At 69.8% G+C, this 20,721-nt stretch carries 22 protein-coding genes and 1 tRNA gene; 20 read left to right on the top strand and 3 right to left on the bottom strand.

The window, feature by feature from the left end:
- The first annotated feature begins 4 nt into the window (after nucleotides 1-4).
- The 9 genes from hisD to K244_RS0113330 all read left to right on the top strand — a co-directional run bounded on the left by hisD (nucleotide 5) and on the right by K244_RS0113330 (nucleotide 7,826).
- Nucleotides 5-1,294 (top strand): histidinol dehydrogenase, encoded by a 1,290-nt coding sequence (gene hisD / locus K244_RS0113370; protein WP_020186781.1) that lies wholly within the window; start codon nucleotides 5-7, stop codon nucleotides 1,292-1,294.
- A 26-nt stretch (nucleotides 1,295-1,320) separates the two neighbouring features.
- Nucleotides 1,321-1,809, top strand: coding sequence for a UPF0262 family protein (locus tag K244_RS0113365; RefSeq protein WP_020186780.1), 489 nt, complete (start codon nucleotides 1,321-1,323; stop codon nucleotides 1,807-1,809).
- A 52-nt stretch (nucleotides 1,810-1,861) separates the two neighbouring features.
- The gene (locus K244_RS0113360) at nucleotides 1,862-2,278 is read left to right on the top strand and encodes a hypothetical protein (RefSeq protein WP_020186779.1); all 417 of its coding nucleotides are present in this window, start codon (nucleotides 1,862-1,864) and stop codon (nucleotides 2,276-2,278) included.
- A 426-nt stretch (nucleotides 2,279-2,704) separates the two neighbouring features.
- Nucleotides 2,705-2,923 carry a translation initiation factor IF-1 gene (infA, locus tag K244_RS0113355; protein ID WP_020186778.1) on the top strand — a complete coding sequence of 73 codons (219 nt, stop codon included), beginning with the start codon at nucleotides 2,705-2,707 and terminating at the stop codon, nucleotides 2,921-2,923.
- 66 nt (nucleotides 2,924-2,989) lie between these two features.
- Nucleotides 2,990-3,613 (top strand): Maf family nucleotide pyrophosphatase, encoded by a 624-nt coding sequence (locus K244_RS0113350; protein WP_020186777.1) that lies wholly within the window; start codon nucleotides 2,990-2,992, stop codon nucleotides 3,611-3,613.
- Between the two features lie 7 nt (nucleotides 3,614-3,620).
- Nucleotides 3,621-3,845: a DNA gyrase inhibitor YacG gene (gene yacG / locus K244_RS0113345; RefSeq protein WP_024816499.1), complete on the top strand. Its 225-nt coding sequence runs from the start codon at nucleotides 3,621-3,623 to the stop codon at nucleotides 3,843-3,845.
- Nucleotides 3,846-4,157: 312 nt separating this feature from the next.
- A complete protein-coding gene (locus K244_RS0113340; protein WP_020186775.1) occupies nucleotides 4,158-6,332 on the top strand; it encodes a calcium-binding protein in 2,175 nt (724 codons plus the stop codon).
- 111 nt (nucleotides 6,333-6,443) lie between these two features.
- The gene (locus K244_RS0113335; protein ID WP_020186774.1) at nucleotides 6,444-7,676 is read left to right on the top strand and encodes an SLC13 family permease; all 1,233 of its coding nucleotides are present in this window, start codon (nucleotides 6,444-6,446) and stop codon (nucleotides 7,674-7,676) included.
- A gap of 74 nt (nucleotides 7,677-7,750) precedes the next feature.
- Nucleotides 7,751-7,826 (top strand) — tRNA-Phe (locus tag K244_RS0113330).
- Between the two features lie 108 nt (nucleotides 7,827-7,934).
- On the opposite strand, the gene K244_RS0113325 is transcribed toward K244_RS0113330, so the two are convergent.
- Nucleotides 7,935-8,627 (bottom strand): DUF2161 family putative PD-(D/E)XK-type phosphodiesterase, encoded by a 693-nt coding sequence (locus K244_RS0113325; protein WP_024816498.1) that lies wholly within the window; start codon nucleotides 8,625-8,627, stop codon nucleotides 7,935-7,937.
- 234 nt (nucleotides 8,628-8,861) lie between these two features.
- Between K244_RS0113325 and K244_RS0113320 the strand changes: the two genes are divergently transcribed.
- Together K244_RS0113320 and K244_RS0113315 are read left to right on the top strand one after the other, a co-directional pair.
- A complete protein-coding gene (locus K244_RS0113320; RefSeq protein WP_020186772.1) occupies nucleotides 8,862-9,167 on the top strand; it encodes a hypothetical protein in 306 nt (101 codons plus the stop codon).
- Nucleotides 9,168-9,359: 192 nt separating this feature from the next.
- Complete coding sequence (locus K244_RS0113315) at nucleotides 9,360-10,172, top strand: metallophosphoesterase (RefSeq protein ID WP_020186771.1); 813 nt, start codon at nucleotides 9,360-9,362, stop codon at nucleotides 10,170-10,172.
- A gap of 16 nt (nucleotides 10,173-10,188) precedes the next feature.
- Here the strand turns inward: K244_RS0113315 and K244_RS0113310 are convergent, their stop codons facing one another.
- Nucleotides 10,189-10,782 carry an alpha-ketoglutarate-dependent dioxygenase AlkB gene (locus tag K244_RS0113310; protein WP_020186770.1) on the bottom strand — a complete coding sequence of 198 codons (594 nt, stop codon included), beginning with the start codon at nucleotides 10,780-10,782 and terminating at the stop codon, nucleotides 10,189-10,191.
- A gap of 138 nt (nucleotides 10,783-10,920) precedes the next feature.
- On the opposite strand from K244_RS0113310, the gene K244_RS22745 reads away from it, so the two are divergent.
- From K244_RS22745 to K244_RS0113270, 8 genes are all read left to right on the top strand, one after another.
- Nucleotides 10,921-11,658 carry a hypothetical protein gene (locus K244_RS22745; protein WP_155931738.1) on the top strand — a complete coding sequence of 246 codons (738 nt, stop codon included), beginning with the start codon at nucleotides 10,921-10,923 and terminating at the stop codon, nucleotides 11,656-11,658.
- A gap of 274 nt (nucleotides 11,659-11,932) precedes the next feature.
- On the top strand, nucleotides 11,933-13,846 hold the full coding sequence (dnaK, locus tag K244_RS0113300; protein ID WP_020186769.1) for a molecular chaperone DnaK: 1,914 nt from the start codon (nucleotides 11,933-11,935) through the stop codon (nucleotides 13,844-13,846).
- 64 nt (nucleotides 13,847-13,910) lie between these two features.
- The gene (locus K244_RS21985; protein WP_020186768.1) at nucleotides 13,911-14,822 is read left to right on the top strand and encodes an FkbM family methyltransferase; all 912 of its coding nucleotides are present in this window, start codon (nucleotides 13,911-13,913) and stop codon (nucleotides 14,820-14,822) included.
- Between the two features lie 104 nt (nucleotides 14,823-14,926).
- Nucleotides 14,927-16,066: a molecular chaperone DnaJ gene (gene dnaJ, locus K244_RS0113290; protein WP_020186767.1), complete on the top strand. Its 1,140-nt coding sequence runs from the start codon at nucleotides 14,927-14,929 to the stop codon at nucleotides 16,064-16,066.
- A gap of 87 nt (nucleotides 16,067-16,153) precedes the next feature.
- Nucleotides 16,154-16,777: a methyltransferase domain-containing protein gene (locus K244_RS0113285; RefSeq protein ID WP_020186766.1), complete on the top strand. Its 624-nt coding sequence runs from the start codon at nucleotides 16,154-16,156 to the stop codon at nucleotides 16,775-16,777.
- A 49-nt stretch (nucleotides 16,778-16,826) separates the two neighbouring features.
- Nucleotides 16,827-17,408 carry an NAD(P)H-dependent oxidoreductase gene (locus tag K244_RS0113280; RefSeq protein WP_020186765.1) on the top strand — a complete coding sequence of 194 codons (582 nt, stop codon included), beginning with the start codon at nucleotides 16,827-16,829 and terminating at the stop codon, nucleotides 17,406-17,408.
- On the top strand, nucleotides 17,405-18,112 hold the full coding sequence (gene pyrF / locus K244_RS0113275) for an orotidine-5'-phosphate decarboxylase (protein WP_020186764.1): 708 nt from the start codon (nucleotides 17,405-17,407) through the stop codon (nucleotides 18,110-18,112). The genes K244_RS0113280 and pyrF overlap by 4 nt, the downstream gene beginning before the upstream one ends.
- A gap of 71 nt (nucleotides 18,113-18,183) precedes the next feature.
- On the top strand, nucleotides 18,184-18,477 hold the full coding sequence (locus tag K244_RS0113270; RefSeq protein WP_020186763.1) for a DUF1330 domain-containing protein: 294 nt from the start codon (nucleotides 18,184-18,186) through the stop codon (nucleotides 18,475-18,477).
- A gap of 46 nt (nucleotides 18,478-18,523) precedes the next feature.
- On the opposite strand, the gene K244_RS23650 is transcribed toward K244_RS0113270, so the two are convergent.
- The gene (locus K244_RS23650) at nucleotides 18,524-19,351 is read right to left on the bottom strand and encodes a hypothetical protein (protein ID WP_155931736.1); all 828 of its coding nucleotides are present in this window, start codon (nucleotides 19,349-19,351) and stop codon (nucleotides 18,524-18,526) included.
- Between the two features lie 140 nt (nucleotides 19,352-19,491).
- Between K244_RS23650 and K244_RS0113260 the strand changes: the two genes are divergently transcribed.
- Nucleotides 19,492-20,685: a pyridoxal phosphate-dependent aminotransferase gene (locus K244_RS0113260; protein WP_020186762.1), complete on the top strand. Its 1,194-nt coding sequence runs from the start codon at nucleotides 19,492-19,494 to the stop codon at nucleotides 20,683-20,685.
- Nucleotides 20,686-20,721 lie beyond the last annotated feature (36 nt).

The raw sequence follows: 20,721 nt of genomic DNA, 5'->3' as shown, positions 1-20,721 counted from the left end.
CCCCATGGTCCTGCGCCTGTCCTCCGCGGACGCCGATTTCGAGGCCCGCTTCGCCGCCCTGCTCGCCATGAAGCGCGAGGTCTCCGAGGACGTCGACGCCGCCGTCGCCGCGATCCTCGACGAGGTCCGCCGCAACGGCGACGCGGCCCTGATCGAGCTCTCCAAGCGGTTCGATCGCGTCGACCTGGAAGCGGTCGGGCTGCAGGTCACCGACGCCGAGATCGACGCCGCGGCCGCCGACTGCGACCCCGAGACCCTGAAGGCCCTGACCTTCGCGCGCGACCGGATCGAATCCCACCACCGCCGCCAGATGCCGGCGAACGAGACCTACCGCGACGACATCGGCGTGGAGCTCGGCCACCGCTGGACCGCGCTCGACAGCGTCGGCCTCTACGTCCCCGGCGGCACGGCCGCCTACCCCTCCTCGGTGCTGATGAACGCGGTGCCCGCCAAGGTCGCGGGCGTCGACCGGCTCGCGATGGTCGTGCCCGCGCCGGACGGCAAGCTCTCTCCGCTGGTGCTCGCGGCCGCCAAGCTCGCGGGCGTCGACGAGGTGTTCCGCGTCGGCGGCGCCCAGGCCATCGGCGCGCTCGCCTACGGCACGGCGACCATCAAGCCGGTCGCCAAGATCGTGGGCCCCGGTAACGCCTATGTGGCCGCCGCCAAGCGCCGGGTGTTCGGCGCCGTCGGCATCGACATGATCGCGGGCCCCTCGGAGGTGCTGGTGATCGCCGACAGGACCGGCAACCCCGACTGGATCGCGGCCGACCTCCTGGCCCAGGCTGAGCACGACGCCTCCGCCCAGTCGATCCTGATCACCGACGACGCCGGTCTCGCAGACAGCGTGGAGGCGGCGGTCGAGCGCCAGCTCGCGGTTCTGCCGCGGAAGGACATCGCCGGCGCGAGCTGGCGCGAGTTCGGCGCGATCATCCTGGTTGGCCAGATCGACGAGGCGACCGCGCTCGCCGACCGCATCGCGCCCGAGCATCTCGAGATCGTCGCGGAGGACGCCGACGACCTTTCCGACGCCATCCGCCACGCCGGCGCGATCTTCCTCGGCGCCCACACGCCGGAGGCGATCGGCGACTACGTCGGCGGGTCGAACCACGTGCTTCCGACCGCCCGCACCGCCCGCTTCGCCTCGGGTCTCGGCGTGCTCGACTTCCTGAAGCGCACCTCGATCCTGCGCTGTGGGCCGGAGCAGCTGAAGGCCCTGGGCGGCGCCGCGATCAAGCTCGGAGAGGCGGAGGGCCTGCACGCGCACGCCCGCTCCGTTTCGATCCGCATGAACTGAGCGTCGCGACCGGATAGGATGCGGCCATGAGCCCGAGCGGACGCGACCCCAAAGCCAAACTCGTCGCCGTCACCATCGACGACGCGTCGATCGGACGCGCGGCGACCGAGGTCGAGCACGAGCGCCAGGTCGCGATCTACGACCTGGTGGAGGACAACGCGTTCCAGCCGATCGGGGGCGGGGAGGGACCGTTCAAGCTCGACATCGCGCTGATCGACCGCAAGCTCGCGCTCAACGTTCGCCGGGTGTCGGGCGAGGAGGTCGTCACGCATTTTCTGTCGCTGACGCCGTTCCTCAAGCTTCTCAAGGACTACTTCCTGATCTGCGAGAGCTATTACACGGCGATCCGCTCCGCGAGCCCGAGCCAGATCGAGGCGATCGACATGGGCCGGCGCGGCCTGCACGACGAGGGAGCGCAGCTGCTCGCGGAGAGGCTCGATGGCAAGATCGCGCTCGACCACGACACCGCGCGCCGCCTGTTCACGCTGATCGCAGCCCTGAGCTGGAAGGGTTGACGCGGCGGTGTCGGGCGGTCCTGAGCAGGGGCGTCCCCAATCGGTTCTGTTCATGTGCGGACAGAACGTCATCCGATCGCCGATCGCGGAGGCCTTGGCCCGCCATTACTTCGGCCGCTCGCTCTACGTCGCCTCCGCCGGCGTCCGGCCGGGCGAGAACGACCCCTTCGCGGAAGCCGCGCTCGACGAGGTGGGCCTCACGCTGGGCAAGCACCGCCCGCATACGCTCGACGACCTCGAAGACCTGAACTTCGACCTTATCATCACGCTTGCGCCGGAGGCCCATCACGCCGCGCTGGAGCTGACGCGCCGGCTGCCGGTGGAGGTCGAGTACTGGCCGACCATGGACCCGACGCTTGCGGCCGGCGGTTCGCGCGAGCAGACCATGGACGCCTACCGCGCCATGCGCGACAGCCTGATCGACCGCATCAGGGACCGCTTCCGCTACGCCGCTCCGGCGCGGGTCTAGCGGCCACGCCGCCGCCGCTCGACCGAGCCATCGCTGCGCGCCGGGCCACCCCACGCCTTCGGCGCAAGGGGCCTCCCGCGCGTTGCGCTAAGAGGGCGCGGGCGATCCCTCCTCTGGGACAGGGGAGGGTGGACGGGCGAAGCCCGGCCGGGTGGGGTGGGGCTCAGGACGAAGCTCCGCCGACGCCGTTCGACGTCCGAGGGCCCCCACCCGACCCGTCGCTGCGCGCCGGGCCACCCTCCCCACGCCTTCGGCGCGAGGAGGGATCCCCGCGTTCTGCTTTCGATGCGTCGCGAAGAAGGGCTCATGTGCCGGACGAGTTGTGGAAACGCGTTATTTCCGGTATCAGGCGCTCTCCTAAGTCACGCTCCGATCGGCTGCGCCTGGATTTCAGGCTCGTCCAGCCGTCGCACTTGTCGAGATCACATGTCGAAAGAAGAACTGCTCGAGTTTCCGGGCACCGTGATCGAGCTGCTGCCGAACGCGACGTTCCGCGTCAAGCTCGAGAACGACCACGAGATCATCGCCCACACCGCCGGCCGCATGCGCAAGAACCGCATCCGCGTGCTCGCGGGCGACAAGATCCTCGTCGAGATGACGCCCTACGACCTCTCCAAGGGCCGCATCACCTACCGCTTCAAGTGAGCGCGGCGCGCAAGCGCCTGAGGGGCGAGCGCCTCGGGGGCGCGCGTCGTCCATGATCGACCGCCGATGACCGACCGCCCCAAACTCGTCCTCGCCTCCGCGAGCCCGCGCCGCCTGGCGCTGCTCGACCAGATCGGCGCCAAGCCCGACGCGCTGCTGCCGGCCTCGCTCGACGAGACGCCAGAGCGCAACGAGCGGCCGCGCACGCTCGCGCTGCGCCTCGCAGAGGCCAAGGCGCTCGCCGGCGCGGCGCTCGCATCGCAGGACCCGGAGCTCGCCGGCGCGCTCGTGCTCGGCGCGGACACGGTCGTTTCGGTCGGACGCCGCATCCTGCCCAAGGCGGAGTCGGTGGAGGAGGCGGCGGATTGCCTGCGCCTGCTCTCCGGGCGCGCCCATCACGTCTCCACCGCCGTCTGCCTCACCACCCGCAAGGGCGCGCTGCGCAGCCGCCTCGTCGAGACGCGCGTGCGCTTCAAGCGGCTTTCGGAAGGCGAGATCGACGCCTACCTGGCCTCCGGAGAGTGGCGCGGCAAGGCCGGCGCCTACGCCATCCAGGGCCTCGCGGGGTCCTTCGTGGCCAAGCTCAGCGGCTCCTACGGCGCGGTCGTCGGGCTTCCGCTGTACGAAACTGTCAACCTGCTGGTCGGCGAAGGCTATCCGCTGCACCGCGGCTGGCTGGCGAATGCCTAGAGCCGCCATGTCCGACGCGCCGACGCCCCCCGGCGATACGCCCCCGGCCAAGCCCCGGCCGTCGCCGCGGCCGTGCCCGATCTGCAAGAAGATGTCGCTACCCGACTACCACCCCTTCTGCTCCAAGCGCTGCGCGGACATCGACCTGTCGCGCTGGTTCAAGGGCGTCTATGCGGCGCCCACCGCCGAATCTGAAGAGATCGAACGGCCGGCGGACGACGACGAGAGCTGAAGGCGTGGCGCGGGCTTCGAGACCGCTGGGATTGGAGAGGTCGTAAGGCCCCGCGATCTCCGTGATGCCCGACTTCGACCTCGCAGCAGGCCGGTGCGTCGGGACCGCCGGGGTCCGGGGAGTGACGGTCCAATCGTCAGGTGTGAACGGCTCTGCTCCTTTGGATCATCCACGGCGCATACCTCGTATCCCCTATTGTGCGCCCAACCAAAAAGAGTCCAATCTGAGCCAAGGCGTCGCAAGGCGACGCCTTGGGCGCCGGGGGTCATGCGGGCCTAACCAGCGGACCAGATCGGGTTTAAGGGGGAAACCATGGCTACCTTCACGGGGACGGGGGCGGCGGACAAGATCACGCCGACGAGCGTCTCGGGCGGCGTCGCCGCCAATCCGGCCGGGGCGCGCCCGGGCGAGGACGCCGACTACCTGTACGGCTACGCCGGCAACGACACGCTCGAGGGCGGAGGCGGAGCCGACTACCTCGACGGCGGCGCCGACAACGACAAGCTCTCCGGCGGCAGCGAGAACGACTCGCTCTACGGCCAGAGCGGCGAGGACGACCTGAACGGGGGCGAGGGCGAGGACTATCTCTCTGGCGGCACCGAGAGCGACATCTACCGCTTCGACGCCAACTCGGGCAGCGACACGGTGGTGGAGGCCGTGAACGCCGGAAACGACCGGCTGATCCTCTCGGGCAACTTCACCGCCTCCAACGTCCGCATCCACGTGGAAGGCGACGACCTGAAGATCGTCTACGGCGACAACGAGATCACCATCCAGGACCAGTTCCTGAGCGGGACCGGCGCCAACGCCCGCGTCGAGGACCTGCGCTACACCAACAACGCGGTGCTCGACCTCACCACCGTGCAGTCGGCCTGGCTGACGCGCACCGGCACCACCCGCGGCGACTCGATGTCGGGCTCGATCTTCTCCGACTCGCTCTCGGGCGGCGGCGGCCGGGATTCGATCTATGGCGGCGCGGCCGGGGACCGGCTGCGGGGCGACGCCGGCAACGATTACGTGCAGGGCGACGCCGGCGACGACACGCTCGACGGCGGCGCCGAGAACGACCAGCTCTACGGCGGCGCGGACAACGACCGCCTGACCGGTGGATCGGGCGACGACTACCTCGTCGGCGGGGTGGGCGACGAGATCTACTACTTCGGCCCCGGCTTCGGACGGGACGAGATCGCCGAGGGACTGAATGGCGGCACGGACCTCATCCGGCTGAACGCGGGTATCGCCAAGGCCGACGTCGACATCTGGATCGACGGCGACGACCTCTATGTTGGCTACGGCTCCGACTACGTCCGCGTGTCCGACCAGTTTGCGAGCGGCGTCGGCGCGGACGCGCGGGTCGAGACGCTGCAGCACTCGGACGGCTCCAGGATCAGCCTCAAGTCGGTGCAGTCCGCCTGGCTCGTGCGGGACGGCGGCGACGGCGGCGACAGCTTCGCCGGCTCGATCTTCAACGACACGCTCAACGGCGGAGGGGGCAACGACACCCTCAGCGGTTCGACCGGCAGCGATCAACTCAACGGCGGGACCGGCTCGGACGCGCTCTACGGCGGCGTCGGCGCCGACCAGCTCAACGGCGGCGACGAGGACGACGCGCTCTACGGGGACGCCGGCGCTGACCTGCTGACCGGCGGCTCGGGCGACGACTACCTCGTCGGCGGCGCGGACAACGACACCTACAGCTTCTCGGAAGGCTCCCGCTACGACACGGTGGTCGAAAATCTCGGCGGCGGCACCGACACGATCCGCTTCACGCCCGAGATCTCGTCCTCCGACCTCGGCTTCCGGGTGATCGGCGACGACCTCGTGATCAGCTTCGGCGACGAGCAGATCACCGTGCAGGACCAGTACGCCAACGGCACGGGCGCGCAGGCGCGCGTCGAGCGCGCGACGTTCCAGGACGGAGCGTCCTCGACGATCTCGCTGACGACGCCCGCCGCCGCCTGGCTGAAGGTGAACGGCACGGCCTCGGGCGAGACGATTGTCGGCTCGATCTTCAACGACACGCTGAACGGGCTGGGGGGCGCCGACAACCTGCAGAGCGGGCTCGGCGCGGACTCGCTGAACGGCGGCACCGGCTCCGACTACCTCTACGGCGGCGACGACGGGGACACCCTGAACGGCGGCGCAGGCTCCGACCAGCTCTACGGCCAGGGCGGGGCGGACGTGTTCCGCTTCGACGTCGCGCCCGGCGCGGCGGGCGTGGACTACATCGGCGACTTCGTCCAGGGGACCGACAAGTTCTCGCTCGAGAACGCCAATTTCGTCGGGATCACGGCGGCGGCGACGATGTCGGCCGGGTTCTTCCGGCTCGGGACGGCCGCGGGCGACGGCAACGACCGCATCATCTACGACGCGGCCACGCGCGCACTTTACTACGATTCGGACGGCACCGGCTCCGCCGCCCAGATCCAGTTCGCGACGCTCGGGTCCAATGTGACCCTGTCCAACACCGACTTCATCATCACCTGAGACGCGACAGCGCGCCGGTCCTCCGGGCCGGAGCGCTGTCGAGCGGCGGCGGACGCGCTAGGTTGACCCTCGCGCGCCCGCCCTCGGGCCGTCGTCCGCGGACCTCAGCCCTTGCCCTTCGACCTTACGACCGCCGCCGCGGTCCTCGTCTTCGTCGCGACCTACGGCGTCGTCGCCTTCGGCCGGGCGCCCTTCGTGCGGATCGACCGCGCGGGGGCGGCGCTTGCGGGCGGCGCGGCGATGGTGGCGCTTGGCGTGCTCACGCCAGAAGACGCCTTCGCCGCGGTCGACCACAACACCATCGTGCTGCTGCTCGGCATGATGATCGTGGCGGCGAACCTCAAGCTGTCCGGCTTCTTCGCGCTGGTGAACGCCGCCATCGCCGCGCGCGTCCGCCACGCCTTCACGCTGCTCGTCGCGGTCGCGCTGGCCGCGGGCGCGCTGTCGGCCTTCCTCGTCAACGACACGGTGTGCCTCGTCATGACGCCGCTCGTCATGGCGCTCGTCCTGAAGCTCAAGCGCAACCCGGTTCCCTACGCGATCGCGATCGCAACCGCCTCCAACGTCGGCAGCGTCGCGACCATCACCGGCAATCCCCAGAACATGATCATCGGCTCGCTCTCGGGCGTGCCCTACGCGACCTTCGCGGCCACGCTCGCCCCGGTGGCGGCGGCGGGCCTCGCGCTGACGGTCGTCTTCGTGGCGGCGGCGTTCCGCCGCGAGTTCTTCGCCGACGGCGCCTTCGCGCCGGCTGAGGACGCGGCGGCGGGGCGGACGCTGGTGAACCGCCCGCTCGCGATCAAGACCGGGCTGGTGGCCGCCGCCATGGTCGCGGCCTTCTTCCTCGGCGCGCCGATCGCGACCGCGGCCATCGTCGCCGGCGCCGCGCTGCTGCTGACGCGCCGAGTGAAACCCGCGCGGGTCTGGGCCGAGATCGACTGGCCGCTGCTGGTGATGTTCGCGGGCCTGTTCGTCGTCACAGCGGGGGTGGAGAAGGCGCTGATCACGCCCGACGTGGTGAAGGCCGCGGGCCGCCTCGCGCTCGACGACACGGCCGTGCTCAGCTTCGTCACCGCGGCGCTGTCGAACGTCGTCAGCAACGTTCCGGCCGTGCTGGTGCTTGAGCCCTTCGTGAACGGCCTCGCCGATCCGCAGCGCGCCTGGCTCGTGGTGGCGATGGCCTCGACGCTCGCCGGCAACTTCACGCTGGTCGGCTCGATCGCCAACCTGATCGTCGCCGAGCGCGCCCGCGGCTTCGGCGTCGACGTCGATTTCTGGACCTACCTCAAGGTCGGCGCGCCGCTGACGCTGGCGACGATCGCCGTCGGCGTTTTCCTGGTGTGAGGGCGCTGGACAGGCCGGAAGCTGTTCCCTATAAGGCGGCTCGCTCCGCCGCGCCTCGGCCCGGTGGGGCCCCTGCCCGGGTAGCTCAGTTGGTAGAGCAGCGGACTGAAAATCCGCGTGTCGGTGGTTCGAGTCCGCCTCCGGGCACCATCGCCTTTTAGGCGATTGAAAACCCTCAGCTTTCGAAATGACGTTTGTCCCGCGCTTGGGCGGCGCGTCCGTATGCAGGAACCGCGCGCGGGGGCGGCTCGCGCCGGATCATTCCGCCGCCCCGGCGGGTTGCGACGTCGTCGCGGCGAGGTCCTCCTGCGGCCAGCGCGTGAGCGCGGCCCGCCCTGCGTCGGTGAGGCCGTAGAGCCCGCGGTCGACCCGGACGAACCAGCCGTAGACGTTCGCCCTGAGGATCGTCGCCGCCTTCGGCGCGGCCGCCTTGAGGTCGCGGGGGCGGACGGAGGCCGCGCTCATGGCGGCGGCGCAGAGCAGCGCCTGCTGGCGGTAGGCCGTCATGATCGGGACGCGGGAGCCGCCCCCGACCGCGGGGTCGCCGCGGCGGCGGTTGTGCTCGTCGACGAGGCGCGAGCGGCGCTTGGAGTCGCGGCGCGGCGCCGGCGCGGCCGCGCTGAGGATGATCTGCACCTCGCCCCGCGCGGTCACCCCGAGCAGCCCGAACCCCAGCCTGCGGCAGAGATCCCGAAACCGCCGGTCGTGCTCGCGGCCGCCCCGGCCGCGGCCGACCGTGGCCGCCAGCCAGACCTCGTCGCAGGCCGCGGCGCGGTCGACGCCCTGCAGCACGAGGTCGAGGTTGAACCGCTGCTTCAGCTCGCAGATCACGACCAGCGGCGGCTCTCCGTCCCGAAGCGCCAACAGGTCGCAGCCGCCGATCTCGCCCTTCACGGCGAAGCCAAGGGTCTCGAGGAAGGTTTTGACCGGCGGATAGAGGGTGGTTTCCATCGCGCCAGGATAGCCGGTTTGGCGGTCGCGGTTCACCCCGCCGTCGCGCTTCGGAACCCTCCCGATCCTCCGACGTTCTCGTGCGAGGGCAAAAAGGGGCGAACGGCTGACCCTGAAGCGATCAAGGCGCGCGTCGAAACCGCACGGCGTCCGGAGCTCTCACCGGAACGCAAAGAGCGGGTTCAGCGCCACCTCCCGCTGCAGCTTCAGTCGCCGCCCAGGAGGAGAACAACCATGAAGAGCTTTGACATCGACGCCGTCGCCCGTCCGCTCAGCGCCGTCTGCGCCGCTGCAGCTTTCGCCGTCGGACTCGCCGGGGCGCCCGCGCTCGCCCAGACGACGGTCATCACGACCGATCCGCCTGCGGAATCCACGTCCAAGACCAAGGTCGAGGACGACGGCATCGAACGGACCACCAAGACCAAGACCGAAAACCCCGACGGTTCGGTGACCCGGTCGAAGACCACCGAGCCGAGCGGCGGCTCCTCCACGACCACGATCGAAGAACCGCCGTCCACGACGGTCGTCGTTCCGCGCTGAGCGCGACGCGAGGCTGTTGAAAAGGGGCCGGCCTTCGGGCGCCGGTCCCTTTTTCATGTCGGCGGGCATTCCGGGCGGAGCTGACGTCCGGCGCTACGGCTGGCGCGTCGGCGCAGCCTGTGCTGATAACCCCACGCCACCCACGACACTCCCGTTCGTCGCGCGCCCCGCGTCGCGCGCAGGACGCCCGAGATGAAGCTGCACGCCATCAGCGACCTCCACCTCGCGGCCGAGGCGAACCGGGCGGCGCTGGCCGAGATCAACGCGCGGCCGGACGATTGGCTGATCCTCGCCGGCGACGTCGGCGAAACCGAGGCGCATCTGCAGTTCGCTTTCGACGCGCTGCAGCCGAAGTTCAGGCGGCTGGTCTGGCTGCCGGGCAACCACGAGCTCTGGGCGTTGCCGTCCGGCACGCCGCTCCGGGGCGTCGCGCGCTACGAGCGTTTCGTCGCGCTCTGCCGGGCGCGGGGCGTGCTGACGCCGGAAGATCCCTATCCCGTGGAGACCTTCGGCGGGCGCACCGTGCGGATCGCGCCGCTGTTCACGCTCTACGACTACAGCTTCCGCCCCGACGACGTGGCCCGCGCCAAGGTCGTGGCCTGGGCGCGGGAGACCGGCGTCGGCTGCGCCGACGAATACCTGCTGCGGCCCGACCCCTATCCCGACCGCGACGCTTGGTGCCGCGCCCGTTGCGCCGCGACCGAAGCGCGGCTAGCCGAGGCCGCCGCGGACGGGGTCCCGCTGGTGCTCGCCAACCACTGGCCGCTGGTGGAGGCGCTAGCGCGCGCCCCGCGCATCCCGCGCTTCGCGCCTTGGTGCGGCACGCGCCTGACCGCCGACTGGCACCGCCGGTTCAACGCCTGCGCGGTCGTCTCCGGCCACCTCCACCTGCGCTCCGAGCGTCGGATCGATGGCGTGCCGTTCCACGAGGTCTCGCTCGGCAACCCGCGGGAGTGGCAGGGCCGGCGCGCGCCGGACGATTGCGTGCGGCTGATCCTGAGGTGAGGGGCCGGCAGCCGCTTCACCGCGCAGAGACGCGGCGGAGCGTGAGGTTGATGCGGCCGCCGCGGGGCAGGAGGTCGGAGGTGCCGGCGAGGACGCGGTCGACGCCGTGGAAGGCGAGGCGGCTCTCGCCCGCGAGCGCCATGGCGTCGCCGGACGCCAGCCGGAACGAGCGCGTGGGGTCCGAGCGCGACGTCCCGCCGATGCGGAAGGTGGCGCTGTCGCCGAGCGAGAGCGAGACCACCGGCGCGTCGAGGTCCTGCTCGTCGCGGTCCTGGTGTAGGCCCATCTTCGCGCCCGGCTCGTACCAGTTCAGCAGGCAGGCCTCCGGGGGCAGGTCGTAGCCGCCAATCGCGGCCCATGCCTCCAGCAGCATGTCGGGGATCGCGGGCCAGGGCGCGCCGGTGACGGGGTGGGTCGGCTGGTAGCGGTAGCCGCGGTCCTTGTCCGAGACCCAGCCGAGCGGGCCGAGGTTGGTCATCCGCACCGAGAAGGGCTTGCCCGTGCGCGGCATCGTCGGCGTGAACAGCGGCGCCTCGGCGACGGCCGCGCGCAGCAGAGCGAGAAGGGCGCCTTGACGCTCAGGGTTGAGGTAGCCCGGGAGATGCTTCATCGGAGGTTGAGGTCGCCCGATCCTGATCATATGACTATGCGGGTGGAACGATCCGATCCTCCTAAACGGGGCAGGGCCTTGTCGAGCCAGGAAAGCGCATCCGAGCCGTCGTCGCGCGGCGGGACCTTCGGGAAAGTGGTGAAAGGCGCCCTCGGCGCCGTCGTGGTCGCGGTCGGCGGCTATCTCGGGGCCGCCGCCATGCAGGTGCTCAGCGCGCCGAAGGACAGCGTGGCCTACGACCTGATCCAGTCCATGACCGGCTGGCTCAAGCCGAAGGACGAGCCGGCGCCGGCCAGGGACGTCGCCCGGGCGTCGCCGTCCGCGCCGGTCGAGGAGACGCCGTCCCAGGGCGCGGCGGCGGCCGTCGCCGCCTCCGTTCCGGCCACGCCGTCGATCGTCGGCGGAGGCGCGCAGCCGACCGCCGCCCTCGCCCTCAAGATCGACCTGCCGGGATCGCCCGGCGGGCCCGCCGCCTCGCCCGCTGCGAAGGTCGATCCGACGCCGGAGCCGCAGGCCGCGCCGTCCGCGGAGCCGGCGCCCCCCGGCTCGATGCTGGACCGCGTGCGGCGGACGACCGAACTCGCCGCGCAGACAAGGGCGAGGACCGCGGCGCTCGGCGCCAGCCGGGTGATCACGCTCGCCGACCGCGCCCGGACGCCGATCTGCGGGGCGGACTACCGGATCGAGGTGACCTCGGTCGCGGCCGGCGCCGGCCGCGTGGCGCTGACGCGGGCCGACGGCTCCGGCGCGCCGCTGACGCTCGCCGCCGGCGAGGCGCCGCGCGTCGTCAGCGCGGGATGCCAGGTGGCGCTGCTCTCGGCCGCGGACGACCTCAGCAACCGCCGCGCGCAGCTTCGGGAAACCAGGCTGGACTGAGATCGCGCTCGCGCGCGGGCGGGAGACGGTCGCCGCGGCGCACCGTCCCCGGGAACCGCGGGCGCGCATCTGCGCCGAACGCGCCCTCACGCCAGCGTCATCTCTCGCCTTGCGGCTTATTGGGCCTCTCCTTATATACCCGCCGACCCGCGAAATCCGCGGAATTCTCAAGGGACCGACGGGACGTGAGGGCGCTCGCCCGGAGCGTTTCGCGTCAGGCCGCTACGGGGCCGGTTTGGTCCGCTTAACGCGTTAGAGAAGAGGAATGGGACACATGGGCAAGGTCATCGGGATCGACCTCGGAACCACCAACTCCTGCGTCGCCGTAATGGACGGGGGGCAGGCTCGCGTCATTGAAAATTCGGAAGGCGCGCGCACCACGCCGTCGATCGTCGCCTTCGCGGACGGCGGCGAGCGTCTGGTCGGCCAGCCGGCCAAGCGTCAGGCGGTGACCAACCCCGACAAGACCTTCTTCGCGGTCAAGCGCCTCATCGGTCGCCGGTTCGAGGACCCGACCGTCGAGAAGGACAAGAAGCTCGTCCCCTACAAGATCGTGAAGGGCGGCGACGGCGACGCCTGGGTCGAGGCCGACGGCAAGTCGTACTCCCCGGCGCAGATCTCCGCCTTCACGCTCCAGAAGATGAAGGAGACGGCTGAGGCCCATCTCGGCCAGAAGGTCGACCAGGCGGTCATCACCGTCCCGGCCTACTTCAACGACGCCCAGCGCCAGGCCACCAAGGACGCCGGCCGCATCGCCGGCCTTGAGGTGCTGCGCATCATCAACGAGCCGACCGCCGCGGCCCTCGCCTACGGCCTCGACAAGAAGACCGCCGGCACCATCGCCGTCTACGACCTGGGCGGCGGCACCTTCGACGTATCGATCCTCGAGATCGGCGACGGCGTGTTCGAGGTGAAGTCGACCAACGGCGACACCTTCCTCGGCGGCGAAGACTTCGACATGCGCCTCGTCAGCTACTTCGCGGACGAGTTCAAGCGCGAGCAGGGCATCGACCTGCGCAACGACAAGCTCGCGCTGCAGCGCCTGAAGGAAGCGGCCGAGAAGGCCAAGATCGAGCTGTCGTCCTCGGCGCAGACCGACATCAACCTGCCTTACATCACCGCCGACGCGACCGGGCCGAAGCACCTCACGCTGAAGCTCTCCCGCGCCAAGTACGAAAGCCTGGTGGACGATCTCGTCCAGCGGACGATTGAGCCCTGTAAGGCGGCGCTCAAGGACGCCGGTCTGTCGGCTGGCCAGATCGATGAAGTGGTTCTGGTCGGCGGCATGACGCGCATGCCGAAGATCCAGGAAGTGGTGAAGCAGTTCTTCGGCAAGGAGCCGAACAAGGGCGTCAACCCGGACGAGGTCGTCGCGATCGGCGCCGCGATCCAGGCCGGCGTGCTGCAGGGCGACGTCAAGGACGTGCTGCTGCTCGACGTGACCCCGCTGTCGCTCGGCATCGAGACGCTCGGCGGCGTGTTCACGCGCCTGATCGACCGCAACACCACGATCCCGACGAAGAAGAGCCAGACCTTCTCGACGGCGGAAGACGGCCAGACCGCGGTGACGATCCGCGTGTTCCAGGGCGAGCGCGAAATGGCGGCGGACAACAAGATCCTTGGCCAGTTCGACCTCGTCGGGATCCCGCCCGCGCCGCGCGGCATGCCGCAGATCGAGGTGACCTTCGACATCGACGCGAACGGCATCGTCAACGTCGGCGCCAAGGACAAGGCCACCAACAAGGAGCAGCAGATCCGCATTCAGGCCTCGGGCGGCCTGTCGGACGCTGACATCGAGAAGATGGTGAAGGACGCCGAGGCCAACGCCGAAGCGGACAAGAAGCGCCGGGCGCTCGTCGAGGCGAAGAACCAGGGCGAGGCGCTGATCCACTCCACCGAGAAGACGGTGACGGATCTCGGCGAGAAGGCTCCGGCCGGCGACAAGGCCGCGATCGAGGCCGCCGTGGCCGAGCTCCGCACCGCGCTCGCAAGCGAGGACGTCGAGGCCATCCAGGCCAAGACCAACGCGCTGATGCAGGCGTCCATGAAGCTCGGCGAGGCGATGTACGCGCAGGGGCCCGAGGGCGCCGAGGGCGGACCGGAGACGGGCGCCGCCAGCGGCCAGCCGAAGGACGACGTCGTCGACGCCGACTTCGAGGAAGTCGACGACCGCAAGAAGTCGGCCTGATCCACTGTGAGGCGGTCCGCTGTCCGTAACGGACGGCGGGCCGCCTCGTCGCGGTCGCCCCCACATGACGGACTCCGTCCAGACCGAACTGCCCTATGGGGCGCACCGTCCCTCGCGCGTCGTCGAGGCGCTGCGCGCGCTCGGCTCGCGCGTTCCGAACAACGCGGTGGGCCTCCGTCTCGCGTCGCTGCTGCGGCGGATCTGCTTCGCGGCCGGCGCGAGCCCCTACGACGTCGAAGTGTTTCCCTCGATCCACGCGCGGCTTCGCCCGGCGACCAACCGGACGGAAAAGCGCGTGTTTTTGGCGCCCCACCTCTGGGACGCCGAGGAGCGCCGTCTGCTTGAAGCCGCGGTGCTGGCGGGCGATCCGGAGGCGGAGGCGACCTTCGTGGACGTCGGCGCGAACGTCGGCTTCTACGGGTTGGCGCTGGCCGCCGCCGCCCGCCGCGCCGGACGGCGTCTGCGGGTGATCGCGATTGAGCCGGACCCGACCAACCGGGCGCGGCTGGCCGTCAACGTGGCGGCGAGCGGGCTGGACGTGACGATCGATCCGTCCGCCGTCGGGCGTGAGCCGGGCGAGGCCTTCCTGGTCGAGCACGCCCGCAACCGCGGCGAGGTCCGTCTGGTGAGCGACGCACGAGGCCGCGGCGCGGCCGTCGAGGTGCTGCCGCTCCCGACGATCCTGGCGCGGCACGGAGTCGTCGCCGTCGACGCCATGAAGATCGACGTCGAGGGCATGGATTTCGAGGCGCTCGCGGGATTGTTCGAGCAGGCGCCCGGCGCTCTGCTGCCGCGCGCGCTGGTGGTCGAGGTCGGGCGCACCGCGGCGGAGGCCGAGCCGCTGCTCAAGCTGCTCGCCGCCCATGGCTACCGGATCGCGGCGCGCACCCGGCTCAACGTGGTCGCGGCGCGCCCGGTCGAGATGTTCGAAGCGACGCCCAAGCTCAACGGTCGCGCGCCCGGCGCCGGAGCCTGATCTGGCGTCGTTCTCTTCGCGGTCGAAACGCAGCGTTCTTGCGGGTCGACCTTCACGACTTTATCTAGCCGTCCTGTCGGGTGCGGTCCAAAACTGGTGGCGGAATGGCGAAACGCGACTTCTACGAGGTTCTCGAGGTCGAACGCACGGCGAGCGACGCGGAGCTGAAGGTTGCCTATCGCAAGGCCGCGATGCGCTGGCATCCGGACCGCAATCCGGGCGACCACGCGGCCGAGGCCAACTTCAAAGAGATCAACGCGGCCTACGACTGCCTGAAGGACGCGGACAAGCGGGCGGCCTACGACCGCTTCGGCCACGCGGCCTTCGAGCAGGGCGGCATGGGCGGCGGCGGTCCGCGCGGCGCGGGTCCGGACATGTCGGACTTCATGTCCGATATCTTCGACTCCTTCTTCGGCGGGGGCGGGGGCGGCCAGGGGCGTGGCCGGGCCAGTAGCGGGCGCGAGCGCGGCGCCGATCTCCGCTACAACATGGCGATCACGCTCGAGGACGCCTTCGCCGGCAAGACCGCGCAGATCCGCATCCCGACCAGCCTCGCCTGCGAGGCCTGCTCCGGCACCGGCGCGAAGCCCGGCTCGAAGCCGCGGCAGTGCGCCACCTGCGGCGGCGCCGGCAAGGTGCGCGCCAGCCAGGGCTTCTTCCTGATGGAGCGGACCTGCCCGACCTGCCAGGGCCGGGGCGAGGTGATCGACGACCCCTGCGACGCCTGCGCCGGCGCCGGCCGCATCACCAAGGAGCGCACGCTTGAGGTCGCGATTCCGGCGGGCGTCGAGGACGGCACCCGCATCCGCTTGTCGGGCGAAGGCGAGGCAGGCCTGCGCGGCGGGCCGTCGGGCGACCTCTACATCTTCCTCTCGCTCGAGGATCACGCGCTGTTCCAGCGCGACGGCGCCGATCTCTACTGCCGCGTGCCGATCGCCATGACGACGGCGGCGCTCGGCGGATCCTTCGAGGCGCCGACCATCGACGGCGGACGGACGCGCGTGAAGATTCCCGAGGGCACCCAGTCCGGCATGCAGTTCCGCCTGCGCGGCAAGGGCATGCCCATCCTGCGCTCCAAGGATTTCGGCGACATGTACATCCAGGCGGTGGTCGAGATTCCGCAGAAGCTCTCTCGCAAGCAACGCGAGCTGCTGGAGGCCTTCGCCGCCGAGGAATCGGAGGCGAACCATCCAGAGTCGAACGGATTCTTTTCGCGGGTGAAAGAGTTTTTCGGCGGGGCGTGACCTTCGGGCGCTTGTCACATAAGCGCGATCCTGATCATCGTATGACCGTCGTCTCGCCTTCGTGTCGTCACCGGAGCCCCGTCGTCCATGCTTGAGCCCGCAAGGCGCTCCAATCGCCGCGCAGACGCTCGTCCGAAGGGCATCGATCTCGCCGACGAAGCGCGGTTTCTGAAGTCCTGGTTCGACAAGCCGCTCGTGACCGGCGCGGTCAGTCCCTCGGGCAAGGGCCTTGCGCGCATGATGGCGCGCTACGTCGATCCGGACGAGCCGGGTCTGGTTCTCGAGATCGGCCCCGGCACCGGCCCCGTCACGGAGGCGCTGCTCGAGCGCGGCGTCGCGCCGGAGCGGCTGGTGCTGATCGAGTTCAACCCCGAGTTCGTTACGCTCCTGCGCAAGCGTTTTCCCGGCGTGACCGTGGTGCAGGGCGACGCCTACGCCGCGCGCCAGACGCTCGCCGGCGTGCTGGAGCAGCCGCTGACGGCGACGGTGTGCAGCCTGCCGCTGCTGACCAAGCCCATCCGCCAGCGCGTGGCGCTGCTGGAGGATTGCTTCGACATGTCCCGCCCCGGCGCGCCGTTCATCCAGTTCACCTATGGCGTCGTGCCGCCGATCCCGCGCGAGGCGATCGGCGAGACGACCGCCGCGGGCTCCCCGCGGGTGTGGTTGAACCTGCCGCCGGCGCGGGTGTGGATCTACCGCCGCCCGGCCTGATCCTGCCGACAACGCCGTTTAGACGCACGACCGCTGGAAGGAAGACGCTATGGCCGCGCCGAAAATCGTCGTGCTCGCAGGATCGATCCGCACGGGGTCGCTCAATGAAAAGCTCGCGACCGTGGTCGCGCGCGCGCTCCAGGACGCGGGCGCGGAGACCACGCACATCTCGCTGAAGGACTACCCGCTGCCGCTCTACGACGGCGACCTGCAGGCGCGCGAAGGCGTTCCGGAAGCCGCCAGGGCGCTGGTCGACCTGTTCCTCGCGCAGCATGGCGCCTTCGTGGCGAGTCCCGAGTACAACGCCAGCTTCCCGCCGCTGTTGAAGAACGCCTTCGACTGGATGTCCCGCGTCAGCATCGAGGGCAAGCCGCCGCTGCCTGCGTTCAAGACCAAGGTCTTCGCGCTTGGCTCGGTCACCAACGGCGCGATGGGCGGCTACCGCGGCCTGACGCAGCTGCGCGCGATGATGGAGCTCGGGCTCGGCGCGCTGGTGCTGCCGGAGATGGTGTCGGTGGGCAATGCCGCGGAAGCCTTCACCGACGACGGCCGCCTCTCCAACCCCCGCACCGCCGACTTCATGACGTCGGTCGTGGCGCAGCTCGTGACGGAAGCGGGGCGCCTGGCGTGACGGAGACGCTCGACCCGCGCGACCGGCTGATCGTCGGCCTCGACCTCCCCACCGTCTCGGACGCCGAGGCCATGGTGGCCCGGCTCGGCGACGCCGTGACCTTCTACAAGATTGGTTACGAGCTCTCCTTCGCCGGCGGCCTGGTGCTGGCGGAGCGGCTGGCGGGCGCCGGCAAGCAGGTGTTCGTGGATCTCAAGCTCCACGACATCGGCGCGACGGTGGAGAAGGCGACGCGGCAGGTCGCCAAGCTCGGCGCGGCGATCCTCACGGTGCACGCATACCCCCAGACGCTGCGCGCGGCGGCGGCGGGCCGGGAGGGGTCGCGGATGAAGGTGCTCGGCGTCACGGTGCTAACGTCCTGGGACGCGGCCGACGTGAAGGAAGCCGGTTTTCGCGAAGGCCCCGAAGCGCTCGTCGCGCGCCGCGTGCGGCACGCCCGCGAGGCCGGCGTCGACGGCGTGATCTGCGCGCCTACCGATCTGGCCGCCGTCCGCCGGATCGCGCCCTCGCCGTTCCTCGCAGTGACGCCCGGCGTGCGGCCCGTGGGCGCGGCCCCTGGCGACCAGAAGCGCGTCGCGACGCCGGCCGAGGCGATCCGCGCCGGCGCCGACCGCCTCGTCGTGGCGCGCCCGATCCTCTCGGCGGAGGATCCCCGCGCGGCCGCCGAGGCCATCGTGGCCGAGATCGCCGCCGCGGCGGGTTGATTCTCGGGCCCGGCGGCGTATCCCTGCGGTCCCCGCGCGAGACGCCGCGCCGGAGCCAGGAGACGCATTTCATGCCCAAGGGCTATTGGATCGTTCGCATCGACATCAAGGACCAGGCCGGCTACGACGCCTACCGCAACGACAACGCCGAGGCCTTCGCCAAGTACGACGGCCGGTTTCTCGTGCGCGGCGGCAAGCTGGAAGCCCTCGAGGGCGAGGCCCGCGCCCGCAACGTCGTGATCGAGTTCCCGTCCTACGAGCAGGCCGTCGCCTGCTGGAAGTCGCCCGAGTACCAACGCGCCAAGGCCAAGCGCGACGGCGCGGTCGAGATCGATCTCATGGCGATCGAAGGCTACGAAGGCTGAACGCCTCGCGCGGTTTCCGGCTGCGGAACGGCCGGGGCGAAATTGTTTATGCGCGAGTGTCGTTTCCGTATCCGTCGAGAAAGTAAGTATTGGGGAACAGGCGGCGGCGAAGTTCCGTCGCCAGTTCCTCTTGCTCATCTCCCACACTGAACGGACGATGCGCTTTTATATGGACGATGTCGTTCGGCAGGATCGATACGGCGACGCCGTCAAGTGCCCGGATGTCGCCAAGGTTGGCCTCGGTCAGCATCCAAAAGCTAGGTCCGCACCACATTTCGGACCCTATTGCCTCACTGAACCCTTCGCTTCGCCCGACGGTCCGAAAAGGGCTGAAGCGATGGTCGATGGATCTCCTTCCATGTTCATCTGTATAGAACTGATAATGGTCCGCGTTCATGTTAAGGTAAGAGAGCGGCAAAGGGACGTTGTTTTTTTGAACAAGAGCGCGCTGCAATTTGTATGAAAATATAAGGTTTTTAGATGCTATGATTCGAAGAAAGTGTTTTTTGATAATTGCATCGTAATCATCAGGATATTGAGCCACTAGAAACGATCGAAAATCTCCAGAGCACTTGCGGTCGAAGGGCTCGATTGAGTGGTAATGAATCATGAAATTAAATCTATCTTGTCCTCGTCCTATTTGAAGACGAACACCGGCACGATAGCGTGCCTGCTTTGAAAGATCTGCGGATAGAAAATTTTCTACCGAAACAGATTTGTCATTAAAGGTTAAATACCGCAAGTCTCCGTCGCGGACAACGCATTTTGCACCGTTGAATGCCGCATCGACGCTGTCGCGACCGTCCTTGCCGTCCGAAACCCAAACGATCGTTCGAAGATCGCGTTCGTAAAGTTGTTGATCTGTCGGCGGCATGGTTGGCTTCCAAAGTGCATTCCGACAGGCGACCTTTCATGCGTCGCTCGGCAGCGCTGTTCGTCATCTGTGCAGGATTCAGTGCCCCGAGTCGGACGTGGCAGGCTAGGGTGCAGTTCGTGCAATAGTCTCCGAGAACGATGACCGTCGAAGCCCCCCTGTTCGCCGCCCTCGCCGAGCCCGCCCGTCGCGCGCCCAAGAGCGGCATCGTCGAAGTGTTCAACTACGGCCGCGGCCGCGAGGGGCTGATCCCGCTCTGGGTGGGGGAGGGCGACCTGCCGACGCCGGGCTTCATCGCCGACGCGGCCTCGGCGGCGCTCGCGGGCGGCGAGACCTTCTACACCTGGCAGGCCGGCGTGCCGGAGCTCCGGGCCGCGCTCGCGCGCTATCACGCCCGCCTCTACGGCGTCCCCGAAGATCACACGCGGTTCTACGTCACCGTCGGGGGCATGCAGGCGATCCAGATCTCGATCCGCCTGGTGGCGGGGGCCGGCGACGAGGTGATCGTGCCCACCCCGGCCTGGCCCAACTTCGCGGCGGCGGCCGGCGTCGGCGGAGCGAAGCCGGTGCAGGTGCCGATGAGCTTCGGGAACGACGGCTGGACGCCGGACATCGGGCGGCTGGAGGCGGCGGTGACGCCCCGCACGCGGGCGATCCTCGTCAACTCGCCGTCGAACCCGACGGGCTGGGTCGCGAGCCTCGACGACCTCAAGAACCTGCTGGCGCTCGCGCGGCGCCACGGGCTCTGGATCATCGCCGACGAGGTCTACGGCCGCTTCGTCTACGCCGGCGGCCGCGCGCCGTCGTTCCACGACGTCGCCGATGCGGAGGACCGGATCCTCTACACCAACACCTTCTCGAAGAACTGGGCGATGACCGGCTGGCGGATGGGCTGGATCGAGGCCGATCCCTCGCTTGGGCCCACGATCGAGAGCCTGATCCAGTACTCGACCTCCGGCGTGCCGCCGTTCCTGCAGCGCGGCGCGGTGGCGGCGGTCGAGCAGGGCGATCCCTTCATCGCGCGCCAGATCGAGCGCGCCGCGGCGAGCCGGGCGGCGCTGGTCGAGGCGCTGTCCGCGACCGGCCGGGTGCGCTACGCCGAGCCGGCGGGCGCCTTCTACCTGTTCGTCGCGATCGACGGCCTGCCGGACACGCGCGCGCTGGCGCTCAGGTTGGTCGACGAAGCGCTGGTTGGGGTGGCGCCCGGAACCGCGTTCGGGGCCGGCGGCGAGGGCTTCCTGCGGCTCTGCTACCTCCGCGAGCCCGCCCAGGTGGCGGAGGCCGGGGCGCGGCTCGCAGCCTGGATCGATCGGGCCCCAACGTCCCGGATTTAGTAGGGTTTCGGCGTCGCCCGCTTGCGCTCTCCCAAT

Origin of the sequence: Methylopila sp. 73B (assembly GCF_000526315.1) — a bacterium.
Lineage (GTDB): Bacteria > Pseudomonadota > Alphaproteobacteria > Rhizobiales > Methylopilaceae > Methylopila.
This window is presented reverse-complemented; position numbering and strand designations above follow the sequence as displayed.